The organism is Sorangium sp. So ce367, assembly GCF_051520455.1.
GTDB classification, from domain to species: Bacteria; Myxococcota_A; Polyangia; order Polyangiales; family Polyangiaceae; genus Sorangium; species Sorangium cellulosum_B.
The window spans coordinates 8,396,092-8,422,449 of the sequence record NZ_CP150334.1; the positions used below are offsets into that span (position 1 = coordinate 8,396,092).

Below are 26,358 nucleotides of genomic sequence, written 5' to 3' on the forward strand. Positions count from 1 at the left end.
TGTGCCTTCAGCGGGTAGGGCGTACACGAGATGCCGCCTGACTCGGCACGTCAAGTGGCGCTCGCGCTCCTCGCGAGGAGGCGCCATGATGCGACCCGCGCCGCTCGAGCGAGCGCGAGGAGCGCCGCGCGCGGCGGCGCTGGCGAGGGCGGCGGCACCGGCGCCGCCGTTGCGCGCGCAGCGCTCGGGGTGTATCCGTCGTTGGAGGACTTGAATCGATGATGAGACGCCGAGACTTTCTTCGCGCCACGCTGGTGACCGCTGGTTCGGTGGTCGTGCCGACGGCATGCTCCGATGATGGGGACGCCATCGGCACATGCGACGTGCACGAGGATGAGGGGTTCTTCCCGCAGTCGGTGGCCTCCGGCGATCCGCGGCCCGATAGCGTCGTGCTGTGGACCCGGCTCATCGATAGAAAGCAGCCGCAGTCGGATCTCAACCTGGCGCTCGTGGTCGCGCTCGACGAGGGGTTCACGCAGCTCGTGGTGCTCACACCGAGCTCCGACAACGTGGCCACGGCGGGGTCGGGCAGCACGCAGCTCCGCGTGACCGCCCGGGCGGACTTCGATCACTGCGTCAAGGTCAAGGTGAGCGGCCTGAGCCCCGGCACCACGTACTATTACCGCTTCTACTACATGACAGGAGAAGGCTGCGTCAGCTCGCGCGTCGGGCGGACGCGGACGGCGCCCGCGCAGGGCGCGGACGTGCCGGTGCGCTTCGCCTTCGTGTCCGGCCAGGACTACATCGGTCGCTACTACAACGCTTATGTGGCCCTGGCGAAAGAGGAGCTCGACTTCGTCGTCCACCTCGGGGGCTACATCCACGAGACGACCGGGAACCCGAGCCTCCAGGCCCCCCCGGGGCAGCGCGGCATCTCCTTCTCCGACGTGGACGGCGCCATCGCCTTCCAGCCGGCGGAGGGCGCGGCCTACCACGCCGCCAAGTCGCTCAGCAATTACCGGGAGCTCTACAAGACGTACCGGTCCGACCGGGCGCTGCAGCGGGTACACGAGCTCTTTCCCATGATCGCAGTCTGGGCCGATCACGAGTTCTCCGACGATGGCCACGGCGCGACGGCGGCCTACCTGGACGGCCGGGAGCCGGAGACGGACGAGCTCCGGCGCAAGGCGGCGAACCAGGCCTGGTTCGAGTACATGCCGGCCGAATACCCGAATGATCCCAAGGGCGACGAGTTCCGCTACGACAGCGCGGTCGAGTACCCGGGTGACATCACCATCTACCGGGACTTCCCGTTCGGGAAGCACGTCCACCTCGTGATGACGGATCTCCGCTCCTACCGCGCGGATCACCTGATCCCGGAGGACGCCTTCCCGGGAAAGGTCGTCGTTCAGCAGGTGGAGCTCGGGGAGAGCTTGACCGACTTGCTGCCCTACACGAGCCGCTACATCCCGGACATCAACGGCGACAGCTGGGTTGACTACAAGAGGGCGCTGGATGAGGCTGCGGCCCTGTTCGAATTCGACCCGAACCTCGGTTTCGCTGAGGGCGAGCTCCGCCCCGTCAGCGCCAAGGTCGTCGACGAGATCGTGGCGAAGCTGAACGAGCACAGGGTCGAGCAAGGGAAGGACCCGATTCCCCCCATCCCGCCGAGTGACTTCGCCTTCATGGAGAGCGGGTTCGCCTACGCCGATTTCGGAAAGACGGACTACTACAGCGCGTTCGGGTCGCGCTACTTCGTGATCAAGGATGCCTTCGACCCGTACTTGCCGTTCGCCGCCAAGGCGGATGTCATGGGAGAAGCGCAGAGAGCCTGGTTCCAGAAGACGATGGAGGAGTCCCAGAGCACCTGGAAGGTATGGGGGAACGAATACCCCCTGTCACAGCTCGTCCTCGCCCACACCACAGAGCCCGCGGAGCCCGAGCAGGAGTCGCTCACCCGGCACTTCTACCTGAGCTGTGACGGCTGGGACGGCTTCCGCAAGGAACGGGACGAGCTCATCGAGATGCTCACCACGGTCGAGGGCAACGTGGTGTCGATCACCGGCGATCTCGGCGCCTTCCTCGCAGGGACGGCCGCTGTGGAGGGCGCCACGCCCAAGATCGTGGAGTTCGGCGGCGCCGCGATCTCGTCGGCCACGTGCCGCTCGGTGCTGACGAAGCGGCTGGCGAGCCATCCGACGCTGAAAGACGTCCTGGGGGAGGAGGACTTCGACATCGACGACAGCATGCAGAAGGCCAATCCGTACCTCGCCTTCAGCAACGCCACGAGCAACGGGTTCTGTATCGTCGAGGCGAATGCCGACGAGTTCGTCGTGAGCATGCACATGATCCCCGAAGACGCGCTCGCAGCCCCCCTGTACGACGAGACCGGCGCGGCGGCGCTCGACGAACAGATCACGATCGCGCGGTACAAGACGAGGGCAGCCGAGTCCGAGCTGTACTGGGACGACGAGGGCACCTGGAAGCAGTGGATCCCGCGCACCCCAAGCTAGGACGCAGGATCGATCGACCGAGCTGGGCGGCCAGATGCGCCCCGCTCTAGCGCGCCAGCATCACCACGGTCCCGTCACGACAGGCGATCGCCATCCGCTCCTCGCCGGCAGGGATGACGGCGACCGGCGCGGAGCAGACGCGCTCGGCCGCGATGGAGACATTGCCGTCCGCCTCGACGACGCCGGCGCGCCCGCCCGCGCGCACGAAGCCGACGCGGCCGGCGCGATCGATCACCACCGGCGGGCTCGGCTTCGCGTCCACCGGGCCGAAGAAGCCGGAGAGCCCGGCGTCGGCGGGTGGGGACCCCGGAGGCCTGTCGATCGCGACCCGGAACGCCAGGTCGCCCGACGCGTTGACCCCGAGGAGCAGGCCGGTCGTGGACAGGACCACGGCCAGGCCCCCGGCGCCGATGGCGGGCGGCCCGTCGAGGGCGCTGAAGGCGGCGCCGGCGCGGACCCCGGCGGTCCCTGTCGGCAGATCCAGCGCGACCAGGCGGCGGGCGTCGACGACCGCGAGCAGCGTGCGGGCGTCGGCGAGGGCCGCGCCGCGGCGAGGCACGCCGCCGAGGGAGCCGAGCCGCCTCGGCGCGCCGGGCGGACGCCAGGTCAGCACCGCGCCCGACTCGGTGGTCACGAGCGTGCCTTCAGGGCCCGCGAGCAAGGCGCCCGTCGCGCGATCCGCGATCTCGGCGCGGGCGCGCACGGTCCCGTCCGCGGCGAGCTCGACAAGGGAGCGCCCCAGGGCCGCCACGAGCCCGCCGTCGTCGAGCGCGAGGGGCGTCACGTCGGCGTCGCGCCCCCGGAGGCCGAGGGGGACGGCGAAGCGCACGCTCCCCGCAGGCGTGAGCCCGACGGCGACGCCGGACGAGGTGATCAGCGCGAGGGTGCCGTCGCTCGTGAGCACGGCGGGCGCGAGCGGCGCGCTGTCGCCGATGCGCACGCGCCAGCGCTCCCGGCCGTCCGCGCCGAGCTTGACGACCTCGGGGACCGTCAGCGTGAGGAGGAGATCGCCCGCGGCGTCCACGAGCGGCGCAGCGTCGATCCCGCCGCGGAGCTGCTTTCGCCACGCCTCGCGCGCCGGGAAGGGCAGCCGCGCGGCGGAGCGGCCCGTGCGGCGCGCGTCGAGCCGCTCGCTCGGGGCGAAGCCGCGGGGCGCGCCGACCACGATCGTGTGCGGCCGGCTCGTGTCGACGGCGTCGGCGAAGGCGAGCGGCGCCGCGGCGGAGAGCAGGAGCGCGGCCGCGGCGAGGCCCGCCGTCCGGGCGCGACGCGGCCTTCGCGGGCTGGGCGACGTGGTGCGCGCGGCGCTCATCGGCCGCCCTTCACGGTGAACTCGACCTGCACCTCGGGGATCTCGGCGCCGCCCGGCGCGACGAACGGCGGCGCGACGCTGCCGTAGGCGGTGAGGATGTCCCCGCGCTGGGCGGGGTTGTCGGCGCCATGGACGAGGCGGACCTTGCACGCCTCCGGAGAGCGCGGCGCGGCGCCCGCGCTCGCGGCGGCCGCGCCGCCCTCCTTGCAGCCGGACGCGGGCGGGATCGAGAGCAGGATCAGCGTCGCGTATCCCTGCCGGCGCACCTCGAGGACCTCGCCGGTCAGCGCGATCGGCTTGCCGATGGAGTCCTTCCCGCCGGCGGCGAGCTCGGCGTACCCGATCGGGCCGCGGCCGGCGAACTCCTTCGCGGCGGTGTCGAGGCGGTCGACGCGGCGCACCGCGAGCTTCGCGATGCGCGGCGCCATCCCCTGCATCTTCGCGCGCACCTCGAACTGGGTCGCGCCCACGGACGAGACGTTCATCACGTGCGCGAAGGTGCCGTCGGGGCGGACCGCGATCGGGTGCGCGCCGGCGAAGATCTGCGCGCCGCGGGCCGTGCGCCCGGCGAGCACGAAGCTCTCCTTGTCGATGACCACGCTCGGGCCGGGCGACTCGATGGTGAGCGGGACGATGCCGACCGCGACGCTCACCATGCCCTGCTCGCGCGGGCCGTCGGGCGGAGTGACGGTGTACGGCACCTGCCGGGTGAGCGTCTTCGTCTCGTCCGAGGGCCCCGCGACCGCGTCGGTGACGTCGATCGACTCGATGGCCCGGCCGCTCGTGAGCGCGACCTCCTTGCCGTCGAGGAGCACCTGCGTGCCCTTGCTCGCCTCGACAACGACCTGGATCGAGGGCCGCTCCCCTTGCAGCGTGCCGAGGTCCGGCCGGATCCGGTAGGCGACGTGGATGGAGACGCCGACCGTCTCGTCGCGCCCGCTGCCAGGGCGGTCGATGGCGACCTTCATCCGGTTTTCGCCGACGGAGAGCGGGCTCGCGAGCGGGATCTGCGCGACGCGGCCGGCGGTGGTCGCGCGCCCCTCGCCGATGGAGACCGCGGTGCCGTCAGGACAGCTGTCGCACCGGAGCTCGATCACCTCGCGGCCCCCGGCGTCGGCGCGGGCGCGCGCGGTCACCGGGGGCGCGCTCGGCCAGAGGAGCGCGAACAGGACCGCGCCGAGCGCGAGCACGCCGCCCGCGACGACGACGGCGACGGCCCGGCGCGACGTGCGCGGGCGCCTCTCGCCCTTCGGCGGCGGGAGCCGCTGCTTCAGGCGATGGGGGCGCATGAGCGCCGGGTTCTGCAGCGGAGGGGCGCGGAAGCGCGCCGGCGCGATCGTGGCGCCGAGCTCGCCGGCCGGCTGGTAGCGTGCGTCGAGCTCGGGATCGGGCTCGGGATCGGCCGGGGCGCCCGGCGCGAGCGGCGCGATGCCCGGCCGGGCGACGCCGACCAGCGTCCGCGACACGGCGGGCAGCGGCACCGGAGCGCGCGGCGCCCCGAGGCCCGGGCCGATCGGCACGGTGTGGTCAAGGCGCAGCTCGCCCGGCGCCGCGTGGAGCGGTGAGACCGGCGCTGCATGGAGCGGCGCGGCCGGCGCTGCACGGAGCGGCGCGGCCGGCGCTGCGTGCGCGTCGAGGCGCGCTCCTGGGGCCACGGATGCCGGGGTCCCGACGACGAGCGTGCCCCCGGCCAGGCGCGGATCGGCCTGCGCTTGCGCTGGCGCCGCCCCGAAGATCGCGGCGGGCATGCCGACGATCGTGCGCGAGGCGGCGGCCGGCCCGCCGGCCATGGGCGGCAGCGCGGCCTGGCCGGGGCCCGCGCCGCCCGGCACGGCGGGGGCGGACGGCGTCTGTCGGAGCAGGTCGGGGAGCGTGACGCCGACCATGGTGCGGGCCGCGGGCTTCATGCCGTAGTAGCCGGCCGCTCCGCCCGGCGGCGCGAGCGCGGCGCCGCAGTGCGGGCACGCGATCGAGCCCTCGGGTACGGGTCTCCCGCAGTGCGGGCAATGCATGGCGCCATGGTAGCGAGGAACCGCGGCGCGGTCAGGCTCCGGGCGCTGCGGCCGGCGCGCGGCACCTCCCCGGCGGCCGGAAATGCCGGCAAAACGTGCGAGAGGCGCGCGAGGACGCCCCCCGCGGCGCCGGAGCGGGCGCACAGCGCAACAGTTGGCCCTGGCGTGGCAGGTAGGCTAACGCGGGACGTATGCTCGCGAAGCGCATCATCCCGTGCCTCGACGTCAAGGACGGCCGCGTCGTGAAGGGCGTCCGCTTTGTGGGGCTGCGGGACGCCGGCGATCCCGTCGAGGCCGCCCGCCGTTACGACGCCGAGGGCGCGGACGAGATCACGTTCCTCGACATCACCGCGTCGCACGAGAAGCGCGGCATCATCCTCGACGTCGTGGCGCGCACGGCGGAGGTGCTGTTCACGCCGCTGACGGTCGGAGGCGGCGTCAAGTCCGAGCAGGACATCAAGGCGCTCCTCGACGCGGGTGCGGACAAGGTCGCGATCAACACGGCCGCCGTCAACGATCCCGACCTCGTGCGGCGCGCCGCGGACTGCTGGGGTGCGCAGGCGATCGTCGTGGCGATCGACGCGCGCCGGATCGCGGATCCCTCGCGCGTGGCCTGGACGGTGGTGACCCACGGCGGCCGCCGGGACACGGGGCGCGACGCGGTCGCGTGGGCCGAGGAGATCGCGCGGGCGGGCGCGGGCGAGCTGCTCGTCACGAGCATGGACCGCGACGGCACGCGGGACGGCTACGACCTCCTGCTGACCGCCGCCATCGCGCGGGCCGTGCCGGTCCCGGTGATCGCCTCGGGCGGCGTCGGGACGCTGGATCACCTGCGCGCCGGCCTCGTCGAGGGCGGCGCCGACGCCGCGCTCGCCGCGTCGATCTTCCACGACGCCGAGTACACGATCGGCGAAGCGAAGGCGTACCTCGAGGCGGCGGGGGTGCCGGTCAGGCCGGCGCGCGCGGGCGGGCCGGGCGACGCGGCGGGCCGGGGGCGCTCGTGAGCGCTTGCGTCACCCTGGAGGAGGTCGTCGCGGCGGCGCACGCGCGGAGCGCCTCGCTGGTGCCGGAGACCTCGGGTTACCTCGCGCTCGCCGTCAGCGACGCGACGTCGCGCCTGCCCCTCAGGCTCGACGATCGCGCGGTGCTGCTCACGACCGAGGGCACCGTCACGGTGCGCACGCGCGGCGAGGCGGTGGCGCCGGCCGAGGCGGCGCGGCTGCTGCGCGACCTGCTCGCCCGGCTCCTCGCCGCGTCCGCCGGCAGCATGCCCAACCTCACGGCGACGGCGCGCCCGCGCCCCGCGCACGAGCAGGACCCGGAAGCGGTCGCGCGGGAGCTCGAGGCCGCGCTGATCCCGGTGAACCGCAACGCCGCCCGGCGGGCGCTGGCGCGGCTCGCCCGTGAGACGCTGCGCGCCAAGGAGGCCGGCCGGCTGAGGCGCCCGCGCCCGGAGGTCCAGGCGAAGCCTGCGGCGCCGGAAGCGGACGAGATGCGGCCGCCGCCGCAAGCGGAGCACGTGCGGCGCGATCCGACCGCCGCTGCCCCGCGCAGCGACGCCCCTGCTGCCCCGCGCAGCGACGCCCCTGCTGCTCCGCGCAGCGACGCCCCCGCTGCCGCGCGCAGCGACGCCCCCGCTGCCCCGCTGCCGAATCCCATCGTGGAGCTCACGCTCAGCCCCGGCCCGGTCGCACCTGCGGTCGTGGAGCTCACGCTCAGCCCCGGGCTCGTCGCGTGTGCCATCGCCGGGGTGGCGCCCCCGGCGCCTGCGAGCGCAGGCGATGCTGCCGGTGCGGTAGCTGTCGAGCCGTGTCCCGAGAACCCATCGGCGCCTGCGCACGCCAGCGAGCAGGTCGAGGCGCTGCCAGAGCCCACCCCGACCGTCGTGCAGGCGGTGGTTGAGCTCCATGAGGCCGCAGCGCCGGCCGAGATCCCGGCCATCCCGGAGCTCATCGAGCCTGCTCGGACGATCGCGCCGGTGGCGCCGCTCGCGCGCGCGGCGGCGGAGATCGCTCCTGAAGAAGCGCGGCCCATGCCCGCGCCGTCGCTCGTCGCCTGCGGCCCCTCTGCCTGCAGCGAAGCGCTCACGAGCCCCGAGGGGATCGAGGTGCTCCTCGTCGACTTTTCCCCGGCTCCTCCCGGCGTCGCGCTGTCTTCCCGGGAGCCGACACCGACCCAGTCGATCCTCGTCGAGTTCTCCCCGGATCCCGCCGACGTCGCGCCGCTCTCGCAGGAGCCGACGCCGACCGTGGCCACGGCCGTCTGGGAGGAGAAAGAGGCGGCCGACGGGGCCGAGCTCTCCCCCGTGGCAGACGCACCAGCCAGCGTGACCGAGGTCCCGGAGTCCATCGAGACGTCGCGCGCGCCTGCCATCCATTTCATGGCGGCGGACGCGGCGCTCCAGGTCACACCGGCCTATGGCGCCTGGCCGCTCGTCCGTCGGGCGGACCTCGCCGTGTCCGCGGTTCCTCGAGCGGCCGTCGCGCCGTTCGACGAGACGCCAGCGGCGCGTCACACGCTGCCCTGGCCCCTTCCGGCGCAGCGCAACGACGACGCTCCGGCTGCGCCGCTCCCGACGGCTCCGGCCGCGCCGATCGAGGCCTTGCTCGCGGCGGAGGCCGACGGTCCGGAAACCGCGCACGCCGGCACGCCCCCCGCGGACGCAGCTCCCCAGGAACTGCCCGCTGAAGCAGCAGCTCCCGAGGAACCGCGCGCCGATCTGGCTCCCGAGCTGCCGCCCGCGGACATAGTTCCCGAGCAGGCGCCTGCTGTTCTCGCTCCCGAGGAACTGCCCGTGGACGCAGCTCCCGAGCTGCCGCCCGCTGCTCTCGCTCCCGAGCTGCCGCCCGCAGACGCAGCAGCTCCCGAGCTGCCGCCCGCAGACGCAGCAGCTCCCGAGCTGCCGCCCGCCGATCTCGCTCCCGAGGAACTGCCCGTGGACGCAGCAGCTCCCGAGCTGCCGCCCGCCGATCTCGCTCCCGAGGAACTGCCCGTGGACGCAGCAGCTCCCGAGCTGCCGCCCGCTGACCTGGCGCCCCCGGATGCAGCATCAGCGCAGCCTCCCGTCGACGCAGAGCCGGAAGAGACGCCGTGCCCAGCGGAGCTCGGTCCCATCGACGCGATCGTGTGGAACGCCTCGCGGCGATCGCGGAGCGCGCGCCCGCCCGCGGATGGCGTCGGTGCAGGCGCTTCCCGGGTCGACGAGCTCGTCGCGCGCTTCGTCGCGCAGTCCGAGCACAGCGCGCAGCGCCGCGCGGCGCGCAGCATGAAGGCGCTCGCTGGCCTCGACCTCACCCTCACGCCGCCGCCGGTCGCTGCTGTCTCCGGCACCTCCGCGCGCGCCATCCCCGGCGCGCGCCCGCCGCTCGCCGGCGCGCTGCGCCCCGCTGCATCCGAGCGCGCCACGCCCGGATCCGCTCCGGTCGCCCCGATGGACGACGGCAGCAGGCCGCCTGTGCCGCTGGTGGCCCCGCGCCGGCGAGGTCTGTCCTTGTGGCTTGCGCTCCTCGCGCTCGCCCTGCTCTGCGCCGGGCTCGCTGGAACGCTGCGGCCGGAGGTCTTCGCCTCGCTGACGGAGCCGCTCGCACGGGGAGCGCTCCAGATCGTCCCGCGCGCCGAGGCGAGGGCGCCCTCCCCTCACGATTGACGTTGCCCCGGGGGAGCGACGACACTCGTCGCCATGCAAGAGCAGAGCATGGCGGTCGTGAAGTCGCTCGTGAGCGTGGCGTGGGCGGACGGCGAGTTCCACGAGGCCGAGCGCGAGATGGTGGAGGGGCTGATCGCGGCGTTCGAGGCGAACGAGGACCAGGCGAAGGAGATCCGCGCCTACGCCTCCCAGCGAAGGACCCTGGACGACGTGCCGCTCGGCGAGCTCGGCGGCGACGACCGCCGCGCGCTATTGCAGCACGCCGTGCTGCTCACGTTCGTCGACGGCGAGCAGCACGACGCGGAGAAGCAGTACATCGCCGCGCTGAGCAAGAAGCTTGAGCTCCCCGAGCCGGAGTCCGCGGAGATCATCCAGGCGGCCGAGGCCCGCGCCCGACGCCTCCTGACCTTGCTCTGACGCAGCCTGCGCGGCGCCCGAACGCCGCTGGCCCGGCCGCCGCCGGGACTCCCGCTGCGACCTCGGCCGGCCGCCCTCTCCGGCCGGTCGGCCGCGCTTCGCCGTGCTCCGCAAGGAACCCCCCCAGGCGGAGTCGCTTCGCCGCCATGCGCCGCGCGGTCATGGATCGCCGAGCAGGCTGCCCGCGCGCGAGGTGCCCCAGACAGCGTCGCGCGGCGCTATGCGGGCATCTTCAAAGGCGCGCCACACGCCGCGCTCCCCTACCCCAAGCGCCATCCCCACACCTTCAGCTCCAGGCGGCATTTCCAGCAAGGAAAGGCCTTGGCGGGATAGCGACAGCAGAATCTCTTGACAGGGTGGACGCCATGCAAGATTATATCCAACAAAGATAACGACTTTCATTTTCATGTTCATGAAGGGATTGCCGACCATGCCTGTGAAGAGAACCTGGTTGTCCGCGCAGCGGACGGTGCTCGCGACGTTCGGACTTTCCTGGTGCGTGCTGCTCGGCGGAGTGGCTGCGTGCGGAGACGACTCCGGCGACTCGGCGAACTCCGGGGGCGGCGGCGCTGGCGGCGCTCCCTCGACGAGCAGCAGCGGCGGCGGCGGCGCCGGCGAGGGCGGCGGCACCGGCGGCAGCGACACCGGCGGCGGCGGCGCTGGCGAGGGCGGCGGCACCGGCGGCAGCGACACCGGCGGCGGCGGCGCCGGCGAGGGCGGCGGCATTGGCGGCAGCGGCACCGGCGGCAGCGACACCGGCGGCGGCGGCGCCGGCGAGGGCGGCGGCACTGGCGGCAGCGGCACCGGCGGCAGCGACACCGGCGGCGGCGGCGCCGGCGAGGGCGGCGGCACCGGCGGCAGCGACACCGGCGAGGAGCCCTGGTCGACCGGATTCGCAGGGGTCGTGGCGCTCGACGAAGCCACGGACGACCGCTTCTGGGCCGTCGCGTTCGACGCCGAGTCCAGAGCTTACGCTGCCGGGCACGTGGCCGTGGCGGGCGACACGTACATGGCGGTGGCGCGCTTCAAGACCGATGGCTCGTTCGACACGACCTTCGGCACGAACGGGGTCGCGAGGGTCAACGTGGTCGCAGGCAAGACCACGGAGACCGCGCGCGGCATCGTCCTGCAGTCGGACGGGAAGGTCGTGCTCGCCGGCCATGTCGAGCACGACCCGAGCGCCACGCCGTCGGACGCGGATCTCGCGGTCGTGCGGTTCAACACCGACGGCACGCTGGATACGACGTTCGGCACCGAGGGCATCGCCATCCACGATCTCGGCGTCGGCGAGGGCAACACGGGCGATCTGCTCTGGGGCGTCGACCGCGACGCGAGCGATCGGCTGGTCCTCTTCGCCAGCAGGAAGGCGGCGGCTCGCGCCGATCGGGATCGCGCGATCGTGCGGCTCACCGCGAACGGCGCCCTGGACACCACGTTCGCGACGGAGGGCGTCCACACGCTCGACGTCGACGGGCTGAACCTGGGCGACAACCCGCGCAACGGGTTCGTGCAGGCCGACGGCAAGATCTTCTCTTCCGGCTACACGAGCGTGGGCGGCAGGAACCAGATCGTGCTGCTGCGGCTCAACGCGGACGGCACCCCCGACACGACCTTCTCGTCGGACGGCGTCGTGAGGCTCGCGCCGTTCCCGCTCGGCATGGCCGAGGCCTACGGCGCGGCCCGCCAGTCGGACGGCAAGTACGTGACCACCGGCTACGGGCGCTCCGCGGAGAGCGGGCGCGTGGATCTCGTGTCCTTCCGCGTCACGGCCACGGGCGAATTCGACTCCTCCTGGGGCGTGGCCGGCGGCGTCCTGCTCGACGTGGCCGGCGACGACGACCGCGGGCGCAACCTCCTCGCCCTGCCCGACGATCGCGTCGTGATGGTCGGGAGCGCCACCCCCGCGACGCGCAACGTCGACGGGATGATCGCCCTGTTCGACAAGAACGGCGCCCTGGACACGCGCTTCGATCCGAACGGATACCGGCGCTACAGCTTCGATCGCCCCGACGACTCGCTCTACGGCGTCGCGCTGTCGCCGAACGGCGCGTGGCTCGCGGCCGCCGGGTACCGGTCCGACAGCGACGGGCCCGAGGACGACGACGCGACGCTCGTCCTGCTGCCGGTCCCGGCGCAGAGGGACTGACGCTCACACGACCGACGCGCGCCGGGAGGCGCCCCCCCGCCGCGCCGTGCTGACAGGCGGGGGAGCGCTCCCTGCGTGTTGACGGGCAGGGTACGACGGACGATTCTCGCGCGAAACGAGCTCGGGGCCGCCGCGACGCCGGCGGGCCCCGGGCGAGCGCCCGTATCTCGGAGAGGCAGCATGAACAGCGTGAGGCCGACAATGAACCGCGCCCGGAGCGAGAGGGCGGGCCGCCGCCTCTCGACAGCGCTCCTGCTGTCGCTCGTCGGCGTCGCCGCGGCCGCCGGGTGCCGCAAGCCGCCCCCGGACGAGGTGGTCTATACGGGCCAGGGCGCGGGGCCCGGCGTCGCGCAGCCGCCGGGCAGCGGCGGGTCCGCGCCCGTGCCTTCGACCGGGAGCGGCGCCACGAGCACCACGGCGGCCTCCTCCGCGATCGCCACGACCGCTGGCGCCGGGGGCGCCGGGGGCGCCGGGAGCGCCAGCGGCGCGGGGGGCGCCGGGGGCGGCGAACCGGTCCCCGGCGACGTGTGTCCCCCGGTCCCCGTCGCGGAAGGCCCCTTCAGCAAGGCCAAGCTGATCACCGCAGCGGCGGACTGCGCGCTGAACCGCGCCTGCGAGTTCGAGGCGCAGGCGCGCGCGCTGCACGAGAGCGCCGCGGCCCTCGCCCGCGGCCCGGGCGAGCCGACCGCCGCCGCCGCGCGCGGCGCCTGGCTCGCCGCCATGGCGGTCTGGCAGGAGGTGGAGCTCTTCCGCTTCGGCCCCGCGGCGAGCTCCACGCAGCCCGGAGGACAGGACCTCCGGGATCAGATCTACTCCTGGCCCCTCGTGAGCCGGTGCAAGGTCGAGGAGCAGATCGTGAGCCGCGCCTATGCGCAGCCGAGCTTCTCCTCATCGCTCATCAACGGGCGCGGCCTCGCGGCGCTCGAGTACCTCGTCTTCTACGGCGGCGGCGACAACGCCTGCTCGCAGTACTCGCCCATCAACGCGAACCGCACCTGGGCGGCGCTCGCCGCGGGAGAGCTCGCGCAGCGCAAGGCCGATTACGCCGCTGCGGCGGCCGCGGACGTGCTCGCCCAGGCGGGAGCGCTCGCGCGCGCATGGGCGCCCGAGGCGGGGAGCTTCCGGGAGAAGCTCACCCAGGCCGGCCAGGGGAGCCCCGCCTTCGCGACCGAGCAGGACGCGCTCAACGCGGTGAGCGACGCGATGTTCTATGTCGAGAAGGAGCTGAAGGACTGGAAGCTCGGGCGCCCGCTCGGCTTCACCGAGGACTGCGTCACGCCCACCTGCCCGGAGGCGCTCGAGTCCCGCTTCGCCCTGGCCTCGGCGGCGCACATCCGGGCCAACCTGCGCGGCTTCCGGCGCCTGTTCCAGGGCTGCGGCGAGGGCGGCGAGGGCGTCGGGTTCGACGACTGGCTGCGCGCGGTCGACTCCGCCGATCTCGCCGATCGCATGCTGGCGGCGCTGTCGGGAGCCCAGTCGGCCGTGGACGCGCTCGACCTGCCGCTGGAGCAGGCGCTCGCGACCGACCGGGCGAAGGTCGAGTCGGTCTACACCGCCGTGAAGGCCCTGACGGACCTGCTCAAGACGGAGTTCGTCAGCGCGCTGAACCTCGAGCTGCCCCAGTCGTCGGAAGGTGACAACGACTGAGCCCCCTGGCCGCGCGGGCCCCCCGGGGCTCGCGGCGGCGTGGTCGCGCGCGGCTGCGGCGCTGCATCGAGCGCTGTTTCGCCCGATCGACATCGCCTGGCTCGCGGCGTTCCGCGCCCTGTTCGGGCTCACGATGTGCGTGAGCATGGCGCGCTTCATCGCGTATGGCTGGATCGACGAGTTCTTCGTCAAGCCGGGCTTTCACTTCAAGTACTGGGGCCTCGCGTGGGTCGAGCCGCTCTCGCCGACCGGGATGCACGCCCTGTTCTGGGCGCTCGCGGCGCTCGCCCTGGCGCTCGCCCTCGGCTTCATGTTCCGCGTCGCGGCGCCCCTGTTCGTCGTCGGCTTCACCTACCTGCAGGTCATCGACGTCACGACGTACCTCAACCACTACTACCTGGCGAGCCTGCTGGGCCTCTTGCTCGCGGCGTCGCCGGCACACCGCGCCTGGTCCATCGACGCGCTGCTCTCGCGGCGCAGCGAGCGCTCCGTCTCCGCTGCGTGGCTCTACCTGCTGCGCTTCCAGGTCGGCGTCGTGTACACGTTCGCGGGGCTCGCCAAGGCCCACGCCGACTGGCTCCTGCACGCGCAGCCGCTCCGCATCTGGCTCGGCTCGCGCACGGACATGCCGGTCCTCGGCCCGCTCTTCACGCACCCGTGGGCCGCGCCGCTCATGAGCTGGGCGGGCTTCCTGTTCGACACCAGCATCGTCTGGCTGCTCCTCTGCCGGAGGCTCCGCCCCTTCGCGTATGCCGCGGTGATCCTGTTCCACGTCGTCACGCGCGCGCTGTTTCCGATCGGGATGTTCCCGGTGATCATGGTCCTCTCCGCGCTCGTGTTCTTCCCCCCGGAGTGGCCCCGGCGGGTCCTCTCCCGGCTCCGAGCGCGCGCGCTCCCCGCCCGCGGCGGCGCCGGCGCGCCGCAAGCGCCGCAAGCGCCTACAGACGAACCTGCCCTCCCCCCGGCGACGCCGCCCTCGCGATCGCTGCGCGCCCTCGGGCTCGCGCTGGGCGCCGCGTACTGCGCTGTTCAGCTCGCGATGCCGCTCCGCTTCCTGGCGTACGGCGGCAACGTGCGCTGGCACGAGCAGGGGATGCGCTTCTCCTGGCGCGTGATGGTGCGCGAGAAGAACGGCAGCGTCACTTTCATCGTCCGCAGCAGGCAGACCGGCCGGACATGGCATGTGAGCCCGCGGGAGTACCTGACGCGCCTGCAGGAGCGCGAGATGGCGGGCCAGCCCGATCTCATCCTGCAGCTCTCCCGTCACATCCGCGAGGACTTCGAGCGCCGCGGCCGCGGGCCGGTGGAGGTGCGCGCCGACGCCCTCGTCTCGCTCAACGGCCGCCGCATCGCGCGCCTCATCGATCCCGGCGTCGATCTCGCCGCGGTCAGCGACGGCCTCGGCCCGGCGCCCTACATCCTTCCAGCTCCAGAGGGGCCTCCCCCCCACATCCGGCCCCTCTGATCGACGCGCGCGTCCCCGTCGGGCTCCACGCGCGATTCCACGTCAGAACGACGCCTTCGCCCCGATCTGGATCCAGCGCGGCGCGTTCGGCCGGGCGCCGAAGGGCCGCCGCGACACGATGTACTGGGAGCCGAGGAGGTTCCGCGCGTTCGCGTAGAGCACGAGCGGCCCGACGACACGCAGCCTGGCGCTCGCGTCGACGAGGAGCTGCTCGTCGGTGGCGAGCGCCCGGGACATGGGCTCGCTGCCGGCCTTCTCCCGCATGGCCGACACGTAGGAGGCGCCCACGACGACGCCGGCGCGCTCGTGCTCGACCCCGACCGAGAGGCTCGCCTGGTGCCGCGGGACATAGGGCATCTCGTCTCCCTTCACGACGCGGCCGAAGATGGGGTCGTCCGAGGCGAAGCTCGAGAGGAACTCGGTCCGGGTGAGCGTGTAGGCCGCGGTGATCGGCAGCTTGAGCTGGCCGAGCGGGACCTCGTGCTCCGCATACGCCTCGATGCCGTAGATCCGGGCCTCGCCCGCGTCGTACTGGCGATCGAGATCCGCGTCGAGACAGCCGCTGGAGAGCGTGCAGACATCCGTGATGTTCGAGTAATCGTTGAAGTAGCCGATGATCTCCGCGCGCAGCGGCCCGTCGGCGAAGCGAGCGCCGCCCTCGTAGTTCACGCTGAGCTCGGGCTCGACGTGCTCGTCGCTCCCCGGGGCCGGGGGGCTGAATCCTCGGTAGGCCCCGGCCAGGAGGCCGAGCGCCTCGGTGATCGCAAGGTAGGCGCCGGCGCCTGGCAGGAGCGCCTGCGCGAGGCGCGTTTGCTCGCTCCCGGCCGCGCGATCCACGAGGGCAGAGCGCATGAGCTCGATCCGGACGCCGGGCGTCACCGTGAGCGCTCTCCAGGTGATCGCGTCGCTCGCGTGGAGCGCGACCGCCTCGGTCCATGCCTCGTTGAACTGGGTCACGACGGTCGGTCCGCCGTCCGGCACGAGCGCGCCGCCGAGCACGAGAAACCCGTTCTCGCTGTGGCGGCGCTCGACCCGATCGTGGTGCAGGCGCAGGCCGTACTCGACGCGGTGCGAGACGGGCCCCGTCGTGACATTCCAGCGGACGCGGGTCTCGACGCCTTGCGCGACGAAGTCGCGCTCGTTGGGGCCGATGAGCAGCGCCTCGCCCGGCGTCGAGCTGTCGAGCTGCCCGGTCAGCACGGCGTAGTACACAGCGTTCTGCGGCGTGTCCGGGGCGGCGAGCACGTCGAACAGGTTGGCCCCGCGGAAGCCGTTCACCTTGCGCCACACGCGCGAGAAGTCGTTCCGGTACACGGTCGTCGTCACCGACAGGTCGCGCGACGGCTCGAGCACGTGGGTCACGGCGACAGCGGTGCGGTGGTTGCGCATGCGGTCGAGCGCGGTCACCCCGTAACGGCGGAGCGGGTTCTCCTCGAAGTCCCCGTCCGTGATGCCGAGGTACGTCTCGTTGGAGAGCTCTTCCGAGTAGGTGAGCTTGAGGCGGAGCTCGTTCTTGATGCGGGCGGCCGGGTCGACGAGGTAACTGCCCTTGACCATCACCTCGTTGCGGTAAAACCCTGTGTCCGCGCCGCTCGGGAGCTCCTTGAAGCCGTCGCTCCGCAGGTGCACGCCCTCGACGAGGAAGTCCATCTGCCCGTCGCTCGTCCCGAGATAGGCGTGCGCCTTGCCGTAGCCGTACTGGCCCAGCGCGAGATCGAGCGCGCCCGACGCGAGCGACGGGGCGGAGCGGGTGACGAGATCCACGGTGCCCCCCACGGTCTGCGGGCCATAGCCGATGGCCCCTGGCCCCTTGATCACGCGCACGTTCGACATGCGGGTGATGAGCGGGAAGTAATAAGCGGCTGGCGCGGAGTACGGCGCAGGAGAGATGGGGACGCCATCCTCCATGAGCGTCACCTTCTTGCTGCGATCGGGGTTGACGCCGCGAACACCGATGTTCGGCCGCAGGCCCAGCCCGTCTTCGCCCCTCACGTACACGCCGGGAACGCTGACCAGCACGGCGTGGGGATCGTCGTGCTCGAAGCGCTCGAGCTGGCGGCTCTTGATCACATGAGCCGAGCCCGCGGTCCGCGTCACGCGCGTGCCCGCGACCGTCACCTCCACCGGCGCATCGCCGGCAGGCGCCGCCTGCGCCGGTGCAGCGCTTTCATGGTTCACCGCCGGCGCGCCGCCGGAGGGTGCCGCCGGCGCGCCGCCGGGAGCAGCCGCCGGCGCTGGCGCAGCCGGCGCTGGCGCAGCAGCATCCTGGTCCCCCGCCGGCGCATCGCCGGCAGGCGCTGCCGGCGCATCACCGGGAGGCGCCGCCGGCGCATCGCGGGGAGGCGCCGGTGGCGCCGATGCAGGTGCGTCCCGGCCCGCCGGTCCCGTGCCCGGAGGCGCTCCAGGCATCGCTGGATCCCCCGGGGAATCCGCGCTCGGTTCAGGAGACTGCGCATGAGCGACCCCGGCCACGGTGATCAGAAGCACGGGAACAGCGAGCCCGAGACGGGCCCGGAAGGGACGGGTCTGCGTTGACATGTAATATAAATTACTGATTCACCGAATCGCACCGCATCGCGAGCTCGGTGGGCTCACGGCGTGTCGAACTCGCGGTCATCAGGGGCCTACTACAAATGAAAGTCAACATCGAGTAGCCCTTGAACAGCGCAGGCCGACGTGCACTCACGCGAGACGGCAGCGCAGACGACAGGGAGCGTGCACCGCCGTCCGCGCAGCCACAGAAGGTCTGCGCCGGTCCGAGAGAGGCCGCCTCGTTCTCAGGCCCAGGAGCGCGTTCGGAATGGAAGAGGACGGGCGTCTCGTCGACGACACGCCTCCGATGGGCTGCCCGGCAGGGCCGAGGCTTCCACGCGATGTTGCCGCGCCGTCGCGACCACGTCGCCCCTTCAGCGCATCTTCCCGCCGCTCGGACCGCCCCGGAGCGTTCGTCGTCGAGGAGTGCTCATGAATTACGACATCGGCATGATCTGCCCAGCCTGCGGCTGCGTCACCATCTTCCAGGCCGGCACCACCACCCCGCGGCGATGCGCGCGCTGCCACGACATGGACGCGGAACCTCCGCTCCCGCCGCCGGCGTACGAGCGGCCGACATTCGCCGGCGGGCGCAGCCGGAGGCCCGAGGCCGCGCAGCTCGACTGGATGGAATGATCAGACCGGCGCGCCGAGCTGCCGAAGGAGCTCCCGCACCACCCCGCAAGCGCAGTGCTCCCGGTAGGCGCGCGTCGAGCGCACGTCGTCGATGGGCGAGATATCCTGCGCGACCGCCGCGTCGATCTCCGCCGCGGTGAGCTCGGCGAGCGGACGGGACATGCAGAGCGCGCGCACGCTCGGCAGGAGCGCCGTCATCGGCGCGACCGACGCCATCCCCAGCCCGAGCCGCGCGGCGCGCCCGGATCGCACCTCGGCCACGCCCGCGAGCGCGACCTTCGAGATCGCCTGCGCCCGTCGCGCGCCGATCTTCCGCCAGTACCAGGGCGACCCTGGCGCCGGCAGCGCGATCTCCACGGCGACGATCACCTCGTCCGGCGCGCGCGACGTGCGCTTGTAGCCCGTCTGCAGGGCGCTCATCGGGATGCGCCGCTCCCCGCGGACGCTCTGCACCACGACGGTCGCGTCGTAGGCGGCGAGCGCGGCCACGCCGTCGGCGGCCGGCGACGCCGTGGCCAGGTTGCCGCCGAGCGTGCCGCGCGCCTGGATCTGCACAGCGCCCACGTCGCGGCTCATCCGCGCGAGGAGCGGCGCCCGCGCGGCGATCGCGTCGCTCCGGAGCATCTCCAGGTAGGTCGTCGCGGCGCCGACCCGGAGCGTGTCGCCGGAGAGCGAGATGCCTCGCAGCTCCGAGAGCCGGGACACGTCGACGACGAGCGGCGCCGCCGGGCTCCCTGCCGCGACCTCGAGCGGAGGCCTGAGCTCCTGCTCGACGACCCAGTCGGTGCCGCCGGCCAGGAGCGTGACCGGCGCGCCCAGCGCGGCCCGCTCCGCCACGATCTCGCACAGCGGACCGAGCCCGGCGACGCGCCGCATCTCGAACAGGCGCAGATCGGCGAGGCTCACGGCGCCGCCCCTCCCCCGCCGCGGCGCAGCGCGGCGGCCGCGCGGACGCTCTCGACGATCCGCTGGTACCCGGTGCAGCGGCACAGGTTGCCAGCGAGCGCCTCGCGCACCTCGAGCTCCGACGGATCCGGGCTCCGCGCGAGCAGCGCCTCCGCCGAGAGGAGCATGCCCGGCGTGCAGATCCCGCACTGCGCGCCCCCCTCCTCGACGAAGCAGCGCTGCAGCGGCGACAGGTGTCCGGCGCAGGCGAGGCCCTCGACCGTCGTCACGTGCCGCCCCTCGCACTGCCCGATCGCGACGAGGCAAGCGTTCACGGGGTCGCCGTCGAGCAGCACCGTGCACGCGCCGCACTCGCCCTCCGCGCACCCCTCCTTCGTGCCCGTGAGCCCGAGCGGCCCCCGGAGCGCGTCGAGCAGCCGCGAGAGCGGGGGTAGATCGACCTCGCGCGGCGAGCCGTTGACGACGAGCGATACCTTCATAGACGCTCCCCTCTCCCCGCCAAAGGGCGTGACGCCGCGGCGCCCCGCGCCGCCTCGAGCAGGCGCTCCGGCGTGAGCGGCAGCGCGCACGCGGCGATCCCCGTCGCGTGCTCGACCGCCGCGGCCACCGCGGGCGCGCCGCCATCCATCGGCATCTCGCCGATGCCCTTGGCCCCGCCGCCTGGACCGAACGGGAACGGCTCCTCGACGAGCACGACATGGAACGGCGGCGCGTCGAGCGACGTCGGAATGATGTAGTTGGTCATCCGCGGGTTCTTGATCTTGCCGCCCTGCCAGACGATCTCCTCGGAGAGCGCCCAGCCGATCGCCTGGAGGCTGCCGCCCTCGATCTGCCCCTTGCACATCACCGGGTGGATCGCCTTGCCCACGTCGGTGGCCGACCAGAAGTCGACGACCGTCACCTCGAAGGTGTCGAGGTCCACCTCGACCTCGGCCACGTCGCACGCCCAGCCGAAGCACGGGTACGCGTCTCCCTTGTACGCCTCGTCGTCCCAGCGCACGTAGCCCGGCGGCTCGTACTGCTTGAGCGACGTCACCTGGCCCTCGCGCGCCAGCAGCCGATCGGCCGCCTCCTCGAAGCTCAGCGCCGCCGGCGCCGACGCCCGCTCCGCGCGCACGCGGCTCGCCAGCTCCCGCGCTGCGGCCTCGACGATCGAGCCGACCACCATCACCGTGCGCGACGCCACCGTGGGGCCCGAGTCGGGCACCGTCGTCGTGCACGGCACCGCGAACTCGACCCGATCGAGCGGCAGCCCCGCCGCGTCCGCGGCGATCTGCCGGAACACCGTCTCCGTCCCCTGGCCGATGTCCGTCGACGCCGTGCGGATGCGGAGCCGCCCGCCGGGCGCGAGATCCAGCGCGACCTTTCCCTTGTAGTAGCGCTCCCCCGACCCCGTGAAGCCCGCGCCGTGCATGAACACCGAGAGCCCGATCCCGCGGGCCACGCGCCCGCGGACGACCAGCCCGGCCGCGCGCTTCTGCCGGTAACCGCTCGCCGCGATCGCCCGCGTGATGCACTCCTCGCCCGCGACGCTCACGCGGAGCACCTGCCCCGTCGCTGTCGAGTCGCCGGGGCGAAGCACGTTCTTCGCCTTCAGATCGAGCGGATCGCAGCCGAGCTCCCGCGCGACGCGGTCGAGGTGCCGCTCGATCGCCCAGATCGTCTGCGGCGCGCCGAAGCCGCGGAAGGCGCCGTTCGGGGGCGTGTTCGTGGCCACGGCGGTCGCCTCGATCCACACGTCGTCCCAGCGGTAGGCGCCCGCGGCGTGGAGCGCGCCGCGCGACAGGACCACCTGCGTCAGCGTCGCGTACGCGCCGCCGTCCATGAGGATCCGGATCTTCAGCGCGCGCAGCGCGCCGTCGCGATCGCAGCCGCTCGTGATCTCGCAGGACGCCGGGTGGCGCTTCGTCGTCGCCTCGATGTCCTCCGTCCGGTCGTAGATCATGCGCACCGGGCGGCCGCTCTTCCTCGCGAGCAGCGCCGCGTGGAGCGCGATGATCGACGGGTACTCCTCCTTGCCCCCGAAGCCGCCCCCCGTCACCGACTGGGTGATGTGGATCCGATCGGGAGGGAGCCCGAACGCCTTCAGGAACGCCTTGTGGACGTAGAACGGGCACTGGATCGAGCCCGTCGCGTGCGCGCCGGCCTCGTCCCACCAGGCGATGACCCCCTGCGGCTCGATGTAGAGCTGCTCCTGGTGGTGCGAGGCGTACGTCCCGGTGACGACCACCTCGCAGCGCGCGAGCGCCGCGTCGATCGCGGCCTCGCTCGCCTCGCCGCGCTCCCGCGCGGCGTCGGCGCGCCCGTGCGTGATGAGGTACCGCTTGATGACGTTGTCCGTGCCCCAGAGGATCTCCCCACCATCGAGCGCGGCGCGCGCGTCGAGCACCGGCGGCAGCGGATCGATGTCGAGCGCGACGGCCTGGACCGCCCGCGCGAGCTTCAGCCGGTCCGCGCAGCCGAGCAGGACGATCGGCTCGTAGGCGTGGTTCACCTTTCCGGTCGCGAGGATCGGCTGATCGTCCAGGATCAGCGCGACCACGTTGACCGGGACATCCTCGGCGAGCACGACGGTGACGTCGCTCCAGTCGAACGCGGGGTCGAGCCGCACTCCCCGCAAGATCCCGCGGGGCACGGGGCTCCGCACGGTGCGCCCGAAGATCTCCCCCGGCATCGCCGGGATGTCGTCGACGTAGCGCGACGCCCCCGTGACCTTGGGAGGGCCGTCCGTACGGGGCACGCTGCTCCCCACGGTGCTCGCTGACGCTGGAGGGCTCGTCGCCATTCGTATGCTCCTCCTCACCGACGATAGCCCGGTCCCCGGGGACGCGTCGACCCGAGCGCGCCGCGGCGTGACCCGCGCAGGGGACGATCGCCGGCCGCCTTCAGGCGAGAAAGCGCGGCGGGCCCCCGAGCACGCGGAGCACGTCGACCGGCACATTCAGGTCGTGCAGCACCCCTGGATCGTCCACCTCCTCGTCGACGCACCTGTCGCCGAGCGCCCTCAGGTGATCCCGGAGCGGCGGTGGATCGGCCTCCAGGTAGCGCTGGAGCGCCTCGGTGCGCAGCACCACCGGGTGCCCGCCGCGGCCGAGGTGCCGCGGCCGCACCGCGAGCGGCGGCGTCGGCGTCGTCAAGCAGGCGCCCGCCTCGAGGCGGGCGAGCAGCCGCGCCACCGTCGCGGCGCGCGCGGGCGGCACGTCGACCGGCGTCACGATGACGGCGTCGGCGTCGCCGATGCGCGGCGCGGCGACAGCCAGCGAGCCCGCCGGCCCGAGGTCGTCCGGCGCGGACCACGAGACCAGGTCGATGCCCGGCTGCACATGGGCCAGCAGCGCGTGAAAGACGGAGCTGCGCACCACCACGAGCACCCGTGCGCTCTCGGCCGAGAGGCGGGCCTCCGCGTGCGCGATCGCCAGCGGCCGCTCGGCCCCGCCCTTCGTCGATGACGGCCACGCCAGGAGCGCCTTCGGCCCCCCGAGCCGCTTGCCCGCGCCCGCGGCGAGCACGATCGTGGTCACTCGATTCATCCAGCCTGCTCCTCTCCGGCGGACGTCGTGCCGGCCGATGACCATCGAGCGCGCTGCCGCCCCGCGCGCCACGCGACGAGCTCCGCGGCGAGGGCGACGCCGATCTCGGCCGGCGTGCGCGCCCCGATGTCGAGGCCGACCGGCATCCTCAACCGCGCGACGTCGCCCTCCGGCACCCCCTTCGCCTCGAGCCGCGCGCGCGTTCGCGCGGCCTTCGCGCGGCTCCCGACGCCGCCCACGTACCCGAAGCCGCGCGCGAGCGCCCACGCGAGCGCCTCCTGATCGAGGGCGTGGTCGTGCGTCATCACGAGCGCCGCCGCCTCGCCGAGCTCCCTCGGCAGGCCCGTCAGCACCTCCGGGTCGTCGTGCTCGGCGAGCACGAGCCGCACCTGCTCCCCGGGCGCCGGCGCGAGATCCCGCGGCGCATCGTCGTACGCCGACGGCGCGCGGGCGAGCGGCGCCGCCGCCGGCACGCGGGCGGGGTCGGCGGCGGCGGCGCGCGTGTCGCAGAGGGTCACGCGGAAGCCCAGCGACGCGAGGAGCGGCGCGGCGAACGCGCCCACGTGCCCGGCGCCGATCACGAGGACGTGCACAGCGGGCAGCATCGGCTCGATGAGCACCTCGACCGAGCCGCCGCAGCACATGCCCAGCGTCGGGCCCAGGCGGAACGTCTCGAGCTTCGGCGCGCTGGCGAGCTCGTCGAGCGCGCGCCCCATGATGCCGAGCGCCGCCCGCTCGACGGCGCCGCCGCCGATCGTGCCGATCGCGGTGAGATCGTCGAAGAGGCAGAGCTTCTGCCCCGGCGTCGACGGCGCCGAGCCGTGCCGCGCCACCACCGAGGCGAGCACCACCCGCCGCCCCGCCTCGAGCGCGTCCAGGGCCGCCCGAAGCACGTCGTGCGGGAACGCCGTCCTCGGGATGACCTGGCTCAGATCCGGCATGGTTGAGACTCTAGCGACCCGGCGACCGAAAACGAGAGCGCCGAGAGCCCCGGCGCCGAAAGAGCTTGCTGGAACGCCGCGCTTGTCGCGAAAGTCGAGCGCGCTCGGAGAGCGGCGCAGGCGTCCCCCGAGATCCCGTCCCGCTGTGACCGCCGGGATCCACATAAATACGCGGAGCTACAAGCCACGATGACCCCCCCCGCCACGCTCGACCCCGACCTCCAGCGCGCCCTCTCCGATCCGGGCTTCACGCCGGGCCGCCGCCACTTCGCCGCTCTGATGGATCTGCTCGAGACGGCCGATGAGCCCGCCGAGCTGGCGGAGCGGGCGCTGCGGCGCGCCGGCGCTGCGGCGCTGCCCGCCGCGCTCGAGCGCGCGGCGGGCGCGCCGCCCGCGCTGCGCGCGCCGCTCACCCGGCTCGTCGGCAAGCTGATGGCCGCGGGGCCGATCGATCCCGAGGTCTCGGAGCGGGCGCGCGACTACCTGCTCGCCTGCCTCGGCGACGACGATCGCCGCACGCGCCGCATGGCGGCGGTGGCGCTCGGCAAGCCGCACGCGGCGGACGCCGGGCGGGCGCTCGTCGAGCAGGCGCTCGCCGCGGCGGCGCGCAGCGAGCGCTCGCCCGACGTCCGCCGCGCGCTCATCGACGCGCTCGGCAAGGTCGGCGGCAGCGCCGCGCTCGAGGCACTGGCCGAGCTCGACGGCGACGACATCGCCGGCGTGCGCGCGCGCGCCGAGCTCCTGGCCAGGAGGACCCTCACGCGCGGCGAGCCGTCCGAGATCGCCGGCGATCGCGCGCCGGAGCGCCCCCTCCGGGTGGCGGTGCGCTGCCGGCGCGGGCTCGAGGCGATCCTCGCGGAGGAGCTCGCGGCGCTCGACGCGGACTCTCCCGGTGGGGCGCTCGTCCCCGAGCTCCGGAGCGATCCGTGCGGCGGCGCGCGGGTCGAGGCGGTGCTGAGCGGCCGCCTCGACGTCCTGTTCGGGGCGCGCACGATGCTGTCGTTCGCCTTCCCGCTGCCGCTGCGGAAGCTCGACCAGGGCGCCGACCTCGCCGCGGCGGTCGCGGAGCGGCTGCTCTCGCGGGAGGCGCGCGAGATCCTGCGCCGCTTCACCCAGGGCGCGATCCGCTACCGCATCGACTGGGCCGGCGGCGGCAAGCGCCGGGCAGCGGTGTTCCGCGCCGCGGCGGCCGTGGAGGCGGAGGCCCCGGAGCTCGTGAACGATCCGACCCAGAGCACGTGGGACGTGGTCGTCTACGAGGGCGCGGGCCGTGTCCGGGTCGAGCTCGCGCCGCGCCTGCCCGACCCGCGGTTCGCGTATCGCCGGGGCGACGTGCCCGCGGCGTCGCACCCGACGATCGCGGCCGCGCTCGCGCGCATCGCGGGGGCGCGCGGCGACGACGTCGTCTGGGATCCGTTCGTCGGCTCGGGCCTCGAGCTCTGCGAGCGCGCCCTGCTCGGACCGTACCGGCGGCTCGTGGGCTCGGACCGCGATCCTCGAGCCCTGCAGATCGCGCGCGAGAACCTCGACGCCGCGGGCGCGCGGGGCGCGGAGCTCCTCCAGCGCGACGCGGGCGGCGCGCCGCCCCCGGGCGAGGCGCCCACGCTGATCCTGACGAACCCGCCCCTCGGGCGGCGCGTCGAGCGCACGGGAGATCTCGACGCCATGCTCGATCGCTTCGTCGAGGGCGCCGCGCGCGCGCTCGCGCCGGGCGGCAGGATGGTGTGGATCTCGCCGTTCCCCGAGCGGACCGAGGCCGTCGCGCGCCGCTCAGGCCTCCGGCCCGAGACGCTCCTGCGCGTGGACATGGGCGGCTTCGACGCGCAGATCCAGAGCTTCCACAAGGAGGCGATCCGGCCGCGAGCGGGCCACGATCGGCGCGACGGCCAGCGCGGGGACCGGCTCGACCACCCCCCTGCCGGGCGCGGTGGGCGCGGCCCCCAGCAGGCCGAGCTGCGCGGCGAACAGCATCGCCCCCCCCGCCAGGAGCAGCGCCACCACCACCGCGATGATGATCCCGAGCCGCCCCGAGCGGTCAGGCGGCACGTCGGTGATCAGGCCGAGACCGTCGGCCGCGCCGAGGGGCGACGGCGCCGGCGCGGCTGAGCCCTGCGCTGCGCGCTGAGCGGGCGCCGCGCTCTGCTGCGCGGCGACGGCGCCGTGCGTGGCCGCCGAGGCTTGCTGCGATGGGCTGAGCGCGCCGGCTGCGCCGGAGGTCGGCCCGAGGAGCGCTCCGCCCCCCGCGTCGGCCCTCGTGGACGACGCGGCCGCGGGCGCCCCCGCGGCTCGTTCGAGCGGCGCCGCAGCGGAGCGACCTGTCGCCGCATCAGCGAGCGCCTGGGGCGCGCCGAGCGTCGGCGTCGCGTCGACCAGGGGCGGCACGACCGGCGTGGGAGCTTCCCGCGTCCGCGTGGGGACGTCGTCGTCATCGTCATCGTCGCGGTCGTCGACGACCGTGGGCGCATCGAGCGTGGGCTCGTCGAGCATGTCCCCGTCGAGATCGCCGAGGAAAGGTAGCTCGCCGCTCCGGGGCTGAGGTCTCGCGACAGCTTCGGGCTCTGCGTCCGGGCGCTCGCGCCCCGGGAACGCCGGAGCCGGCGCTGCGGCAGCGGGCGGCTCTCGAGGCCCTCCAGCCGCCGGCGCCGCGCCTGGCGCGGGCCGCCCCGCGTCGGGCGCGCGATGCGCGGCGGGCGCCGCTCCTCCGGAGCGCGCGGG

18 protein-coding genes are annotated in these 26,358 nt (G+C 74.0%); 9 read left to right on the top strand and 9 right to left on the bottom strand.

Translation table 11 applies throughout. The features are described from left to right. Nucleotides 1–218: 218 nt before the first annotated feature. On the top strand, nt 219–2,453 hold the full coding sequence (locus WME97_RS31765; RefSeq protein ID WP_437542881.1) for an alkaline phosphatase D family protein: 2,235 nt from the start codon (nt 219–221) through the stop codon (nt 2,451–2,453). A 46-nt stretch (nt 2,454–2,499) separates the two neighbouring features. Here WME97_RS31765 and WME97_RS31770 read toward each other — a convergent pair whose 3' ends face one another. Next, entirely contained in the window at nt 2,500–3,765 is a 1,266-nt protein-coding gene (locus WME97_RS31770) for a hypothetical protein (RefSeq protein ID WP_437542883.1), read from the bottom strand. Next, nucleotides 3,762–5,777 carry a zinc-ribbon domain-containing protein gene (locus tag WME97_RS31775; protein ID WP_437542886.1) on the bottom strand — a complete coding sequence of 672 codons (2,016 nt, stop codon included), beginning with the start codon at nt 5,775–5,777 and terminating at the stop codon, nt 3,762–3,764. Before WME97_RS31775 ends, WME97_RS31770 begins: the two co-directional genes overlap by 4 nt. Before the next feature lie 191 nt (nt 5,778–5,968). Here WME97_RS31775 and hisF point away from each other — a divergent pair, with 191 nt between their 5' ends. Genes hisF through WME97_RS31790 form a run of 3 tightly spaced genes read left to right on the top strand, consistent with a single transcriptional unit; the run spans nt 5,969 to nt 9,840 of the window. Next, the gene (gene hisF / locus WME97_RS31780; RefSeq protein ID WP_437542888.1) at nt 5,969–6,781 is read left to right on the top strand and encodes an imidazole glycerol phosphate synthase subunit HisF; all 813 of its coding nucleotides are present in this window, start codon (nt 5,969–5,971) and stop codon (nt 6,779–6,781) included. Further along, nucleotides 6,778–9,423: a hypothetical protein gene (locus WME97_RS31785; RefSeq protein ID WP_437542890.1), complete on the top strand. Its 2,646-nt coding sequence runs from the start codon at nt 6,778–6,780 to the stop codon at nt 9,421–9,423. The genes hisF and WME97_RS31785 overlap by 4 nt, the downstream gene beginning before the upstream one ends. A 33-nt stretch (nt 9,424–9,456) precedes the next feature. Continuing rightward, a complete protein-coding gene (locus WME97_RS31790; RefSeq protein WP_437542893.1) occupies nt 9,457–9,840 on the top strand; it encodes a TerB family tellurite resistance protein in 384 nt (127 codons plus the stop codon). Between the two features lie 159 nt (nt 9,841–9,999). Here the strand turns inward: WME97_RS31790 and WME97_RS31795 are convergent, their stop codons facing one another. Beyond that, nucleotides 10,000–10,272 carry a hypothetical protein gene (locus WME97_RS31795; protein WP_437542895.1) on the bottom strand — a complete coding sequence of 91 codons (273 nt, stop codon included), beginning with the start codon at nt 10,270–10,272 and terminating at the stop codon, nt 10,000–10,002. Here WME97_RS31795 and WME97_RS31800 point away from each other — a divergent pair. The 3 genes from WME97_RS31800 (at nt 10,271) to WME97_RS31810 (ending at nt 15,098) form a co-directional block, all read left to right on the top strand. After that, nucleotides 10,271–11,986, top strand: coding sequence for a delta-60 repeat domain-containing protein (locus WME97_RS31800; protein WP_437542897.1), 1,716 nt, complete (start codon nt 10,271–10,273; stop codon nt 11,984–11,986). The two genes, WME97_RS31795 and WME97_RS31800, sit on opposite strands and share 2 nt — an antisense overlap. Nucleotides 11,987–12,166: 180 nt before the next feature. Continuing rightward, nucleotides 12,167–13,633: an imelysin family protein gene (locus tag WME97_RS31805; RefSeq protein ID WP_437542899.1), complete on the top strand. Its 1,467-nt coding sequence runs from the start codon at nt 12,167–12,169 to the stop codon at nt 13,631–13,633. Continuing rightward, a complete protein-coding gene (locus tag WME97_RS31810) occupies nt 13,620–15,098 on the top strand; it encodes an HTTM domain-containing protein (RefSeq protein ID WP_437542901.1) in 1,479 nt (492 codons plus the stop codon). The genes WME97_RS31805 and WME97_RS31810 overlap by 14 nt, the downstream gene beginning before the upstream one ends. 42 nt (nt 15,099–15,140) lie before the next feature. Here the strand turns inward: WME97_RS31810 and WME97_RS31815 are convergent, their stop codons facing one another. Further along, nucleotides 15,141–17,276, bottom strand: a complete 2,136-nt coding sequence (locus WME97_RS31815; protein WP_437542903.1) for a TonB-dependent receptor family protein — start codon at nt 17,274–17,276, stop codon at nt 15,141–15,143. Nucleotides 17,277–18,062: 786 nt separating this feature from the next. On the opposite strand from WME97_RS31815, the gene WME97_RS31820 reads away from it, so the two are divergent. Continuing rightward, a complete protein-coding gene (locus WME97_RS31820) occupies nt 18,063–18,266 on the top strand; it encodes a hypothetical protein (RefSeq protein WP_437542905.1) in 204 nt (67 codons plus the stop codon). Here WME97_RS31820 and WME97_RS31825 read toward each other — a convergent pair whose 3' ends face one another. From WME97_RS31825 to WME97_RS31845, 5 genes are all read right to left on the bottom strand, one after another. Next, nucleotides 18,267–19,172 (bottom strand): FAD binding domain-containing protein, encoded by a 906-nt coding sequence (locus tag WME97_RS31825; RefSeq protein ID WP_437542907.1) that lies wholly within the window; start codon nt 19,170–19,172, stop codon nt 18,267–18,269. Then, the gene (locus WME97_RS31830) at nt 19,169–19,651 is read right to left on the bottom strand and encodes a (2Fe-2S)-binding protein (protein ID WP_012238522.1); all 483 of its coding nucleotides are present in this window, start codon (nt 19,649–19,651) and stop codon (nt 19,169–19,171) included. The genes WME97_RS31825 and WME97_RS31830 overlap by 4 nt, the downstream gene beginning before the upstream one ends. Further along, a complete protein-coding gene (locus WME97_RS31835; protein WP_437542909.1) occupies nt 19,648–21,957 on the bottom strand; it encodes a xanthine dehydrogenase family protein molybdopterin-binding subunit in 2,310 nt (769 codons plus the stop codon). Before WME97_RS31835 ends, WME97_RS31830 begins: the two co-directional genes overlap by 4 nt. A gap of 100 nt (nt 21,958–22,057) precedes the next feature. After that, the gene (locus WME97_RS31840) at nt 22,058–22,702 is read right to left on the bottom strand and encodes a nucleotidyltransferase family protein (protein WP_437542911.1); all 645 of its coding nucleotides are present in this window, start codon (nt 22,700–22,702) and stop codon (nt 22,058–22,060) included. Then, complete coding sequence (locus tag WME97_RS31845; protein WP_437542914.1) at nt 22,699–23,643, bottom strand: XdhC family protein; 945 nt, start codon at nt 23,641–23,643, stop codon at nt 22,699–22,701. Before WME97_RS31845 ends, WME97_RS31840 begins: the two co-directional genes overlap by 4 nt. Nucleotides 23,644–23,832: 189 nt before the next feature. Between WME97_RS31845 and WME97_RS31850 the strand changes: the two genes are divergently transcribed. After that, nucleotides 23,833–25,749, top strand: coding sequence for a HEAT repeat domain-containing protein (locus tag WME97_RS31850; RefSeq protein WP_437542917.1), 1,917 nt, complete (start codon nt 23,833–23,835; stop codon nt 25,747–25,749). Nucleotides 25,750–26,358 lie beyond the last annotated feature (609 nt).

What these genes read in the sequence shown, in the direction of transcription:
- WME97_RS31765 (WP_437542881.1), top strand. Translation starts at nt 219, where the DNA reads ATGATGAGACGCCGAGACTTTCTTCGCGCCACGCTGGTGACCGCTGGT.
- WME97_RS31770 (WP_437542883.1), bottom strand. Translation starts at nt 3,765, where the DNA reads ATGAGCGCCGCGCGCACCACGTCGCCCAGCCCGCGAAGGCCGCGTCGC.
- WME97_RS31775 (WP_437542886.1), bottom strand. Translation starts at nt 5,777, where the DNA reads ATGCATTGCCCGCACTGCGGGAGACCCGTACCCGAGGGCTCGATCGCG.
- hisF (WP_437542888.1), top strand. Translation starts at nt 5,969, where the DNA reads ATGCTCGCGAAGCGCATCATCCCGTGCCTCGACGTCAAGGACGGCCGC.
- WME97_RS31790 (WP_437542893.1), top strand. Translation starts at nt 9,457, where the DNA reads ATGCAAGAGCAGAGCATGGCGGTCGTGAAGTCGCTCGTGAGCGTGGCG.
- WME97_RS31800 (WP_437542897.1), top strand. Translation starts at nt 10,271, where the DNA reads ATGCCTGTGAAGAGAACCTGGTTGTCCGCGCAGCGGACGGTGCTCGCG.
- WME97_RS31795 (WP_437542895.1), bottom strand. Translation starts at nt 10,272, where the DNA reads ATGGTCGGCAATCCCTTCATGAACATGAAAATGAAAGTCGTTATCTTT.
- WME97_RS31805 (WP_437542899.1), top strand. Translation starts at nt 12,167, where the DNA reads ATGAACAGCGTGAGGCCGACAATGAACCGCGCCCGGAGCGAGAGGGCG.
- WME97_RS31820 (WP_437542905.1), top strand. Translation starts at nt 18,063, where the DNA reads ATGAATTACGACATCGGCATGATCTGCCCAGCCTGCGGCTGCGTCACC.
- WME97_RS31830 (WP_012238522.1), bottom strand. Translation starts at nt 19,651, where the DNA reads ATGAAGGTATCGCTCGTCGTCAACGGCTCGCCGCGCGAGGTCGATCTA.
- WME97_RS31835 (WP_437542909.1), bottom strand. Translation starts at nt 21,957, where the DNA reads ATGGCGACGAGCCCTCCAGCGTCAGCGAGCACCGTGGGGAGCAGCGTG.
- WME97_RS31840 (WP_437542911.1), bottom strand. Translation starts at nt 22,702, where the DNA reads ATGAATCGAGTGACCACGATCGTGCTCGCCGCGGGCGCGGGCAAGCGG.
- WME97_RS31845 (WP_437542914.1), bottom strand. Translation starts at nt 23,643, where the DNA reads ATGCCGGATCTGAGCCAGGTCATCCCGAGGACGGCGTTCCCGCACGAC.
- WME97_RS31850 (WP_437542917.1), top strand. Translation starts at nt 23,833, where the DNA reads ATGACCCCCCCCGCCACGCTCGACCCCGACCTCCAGCGCGCCCTCTCC.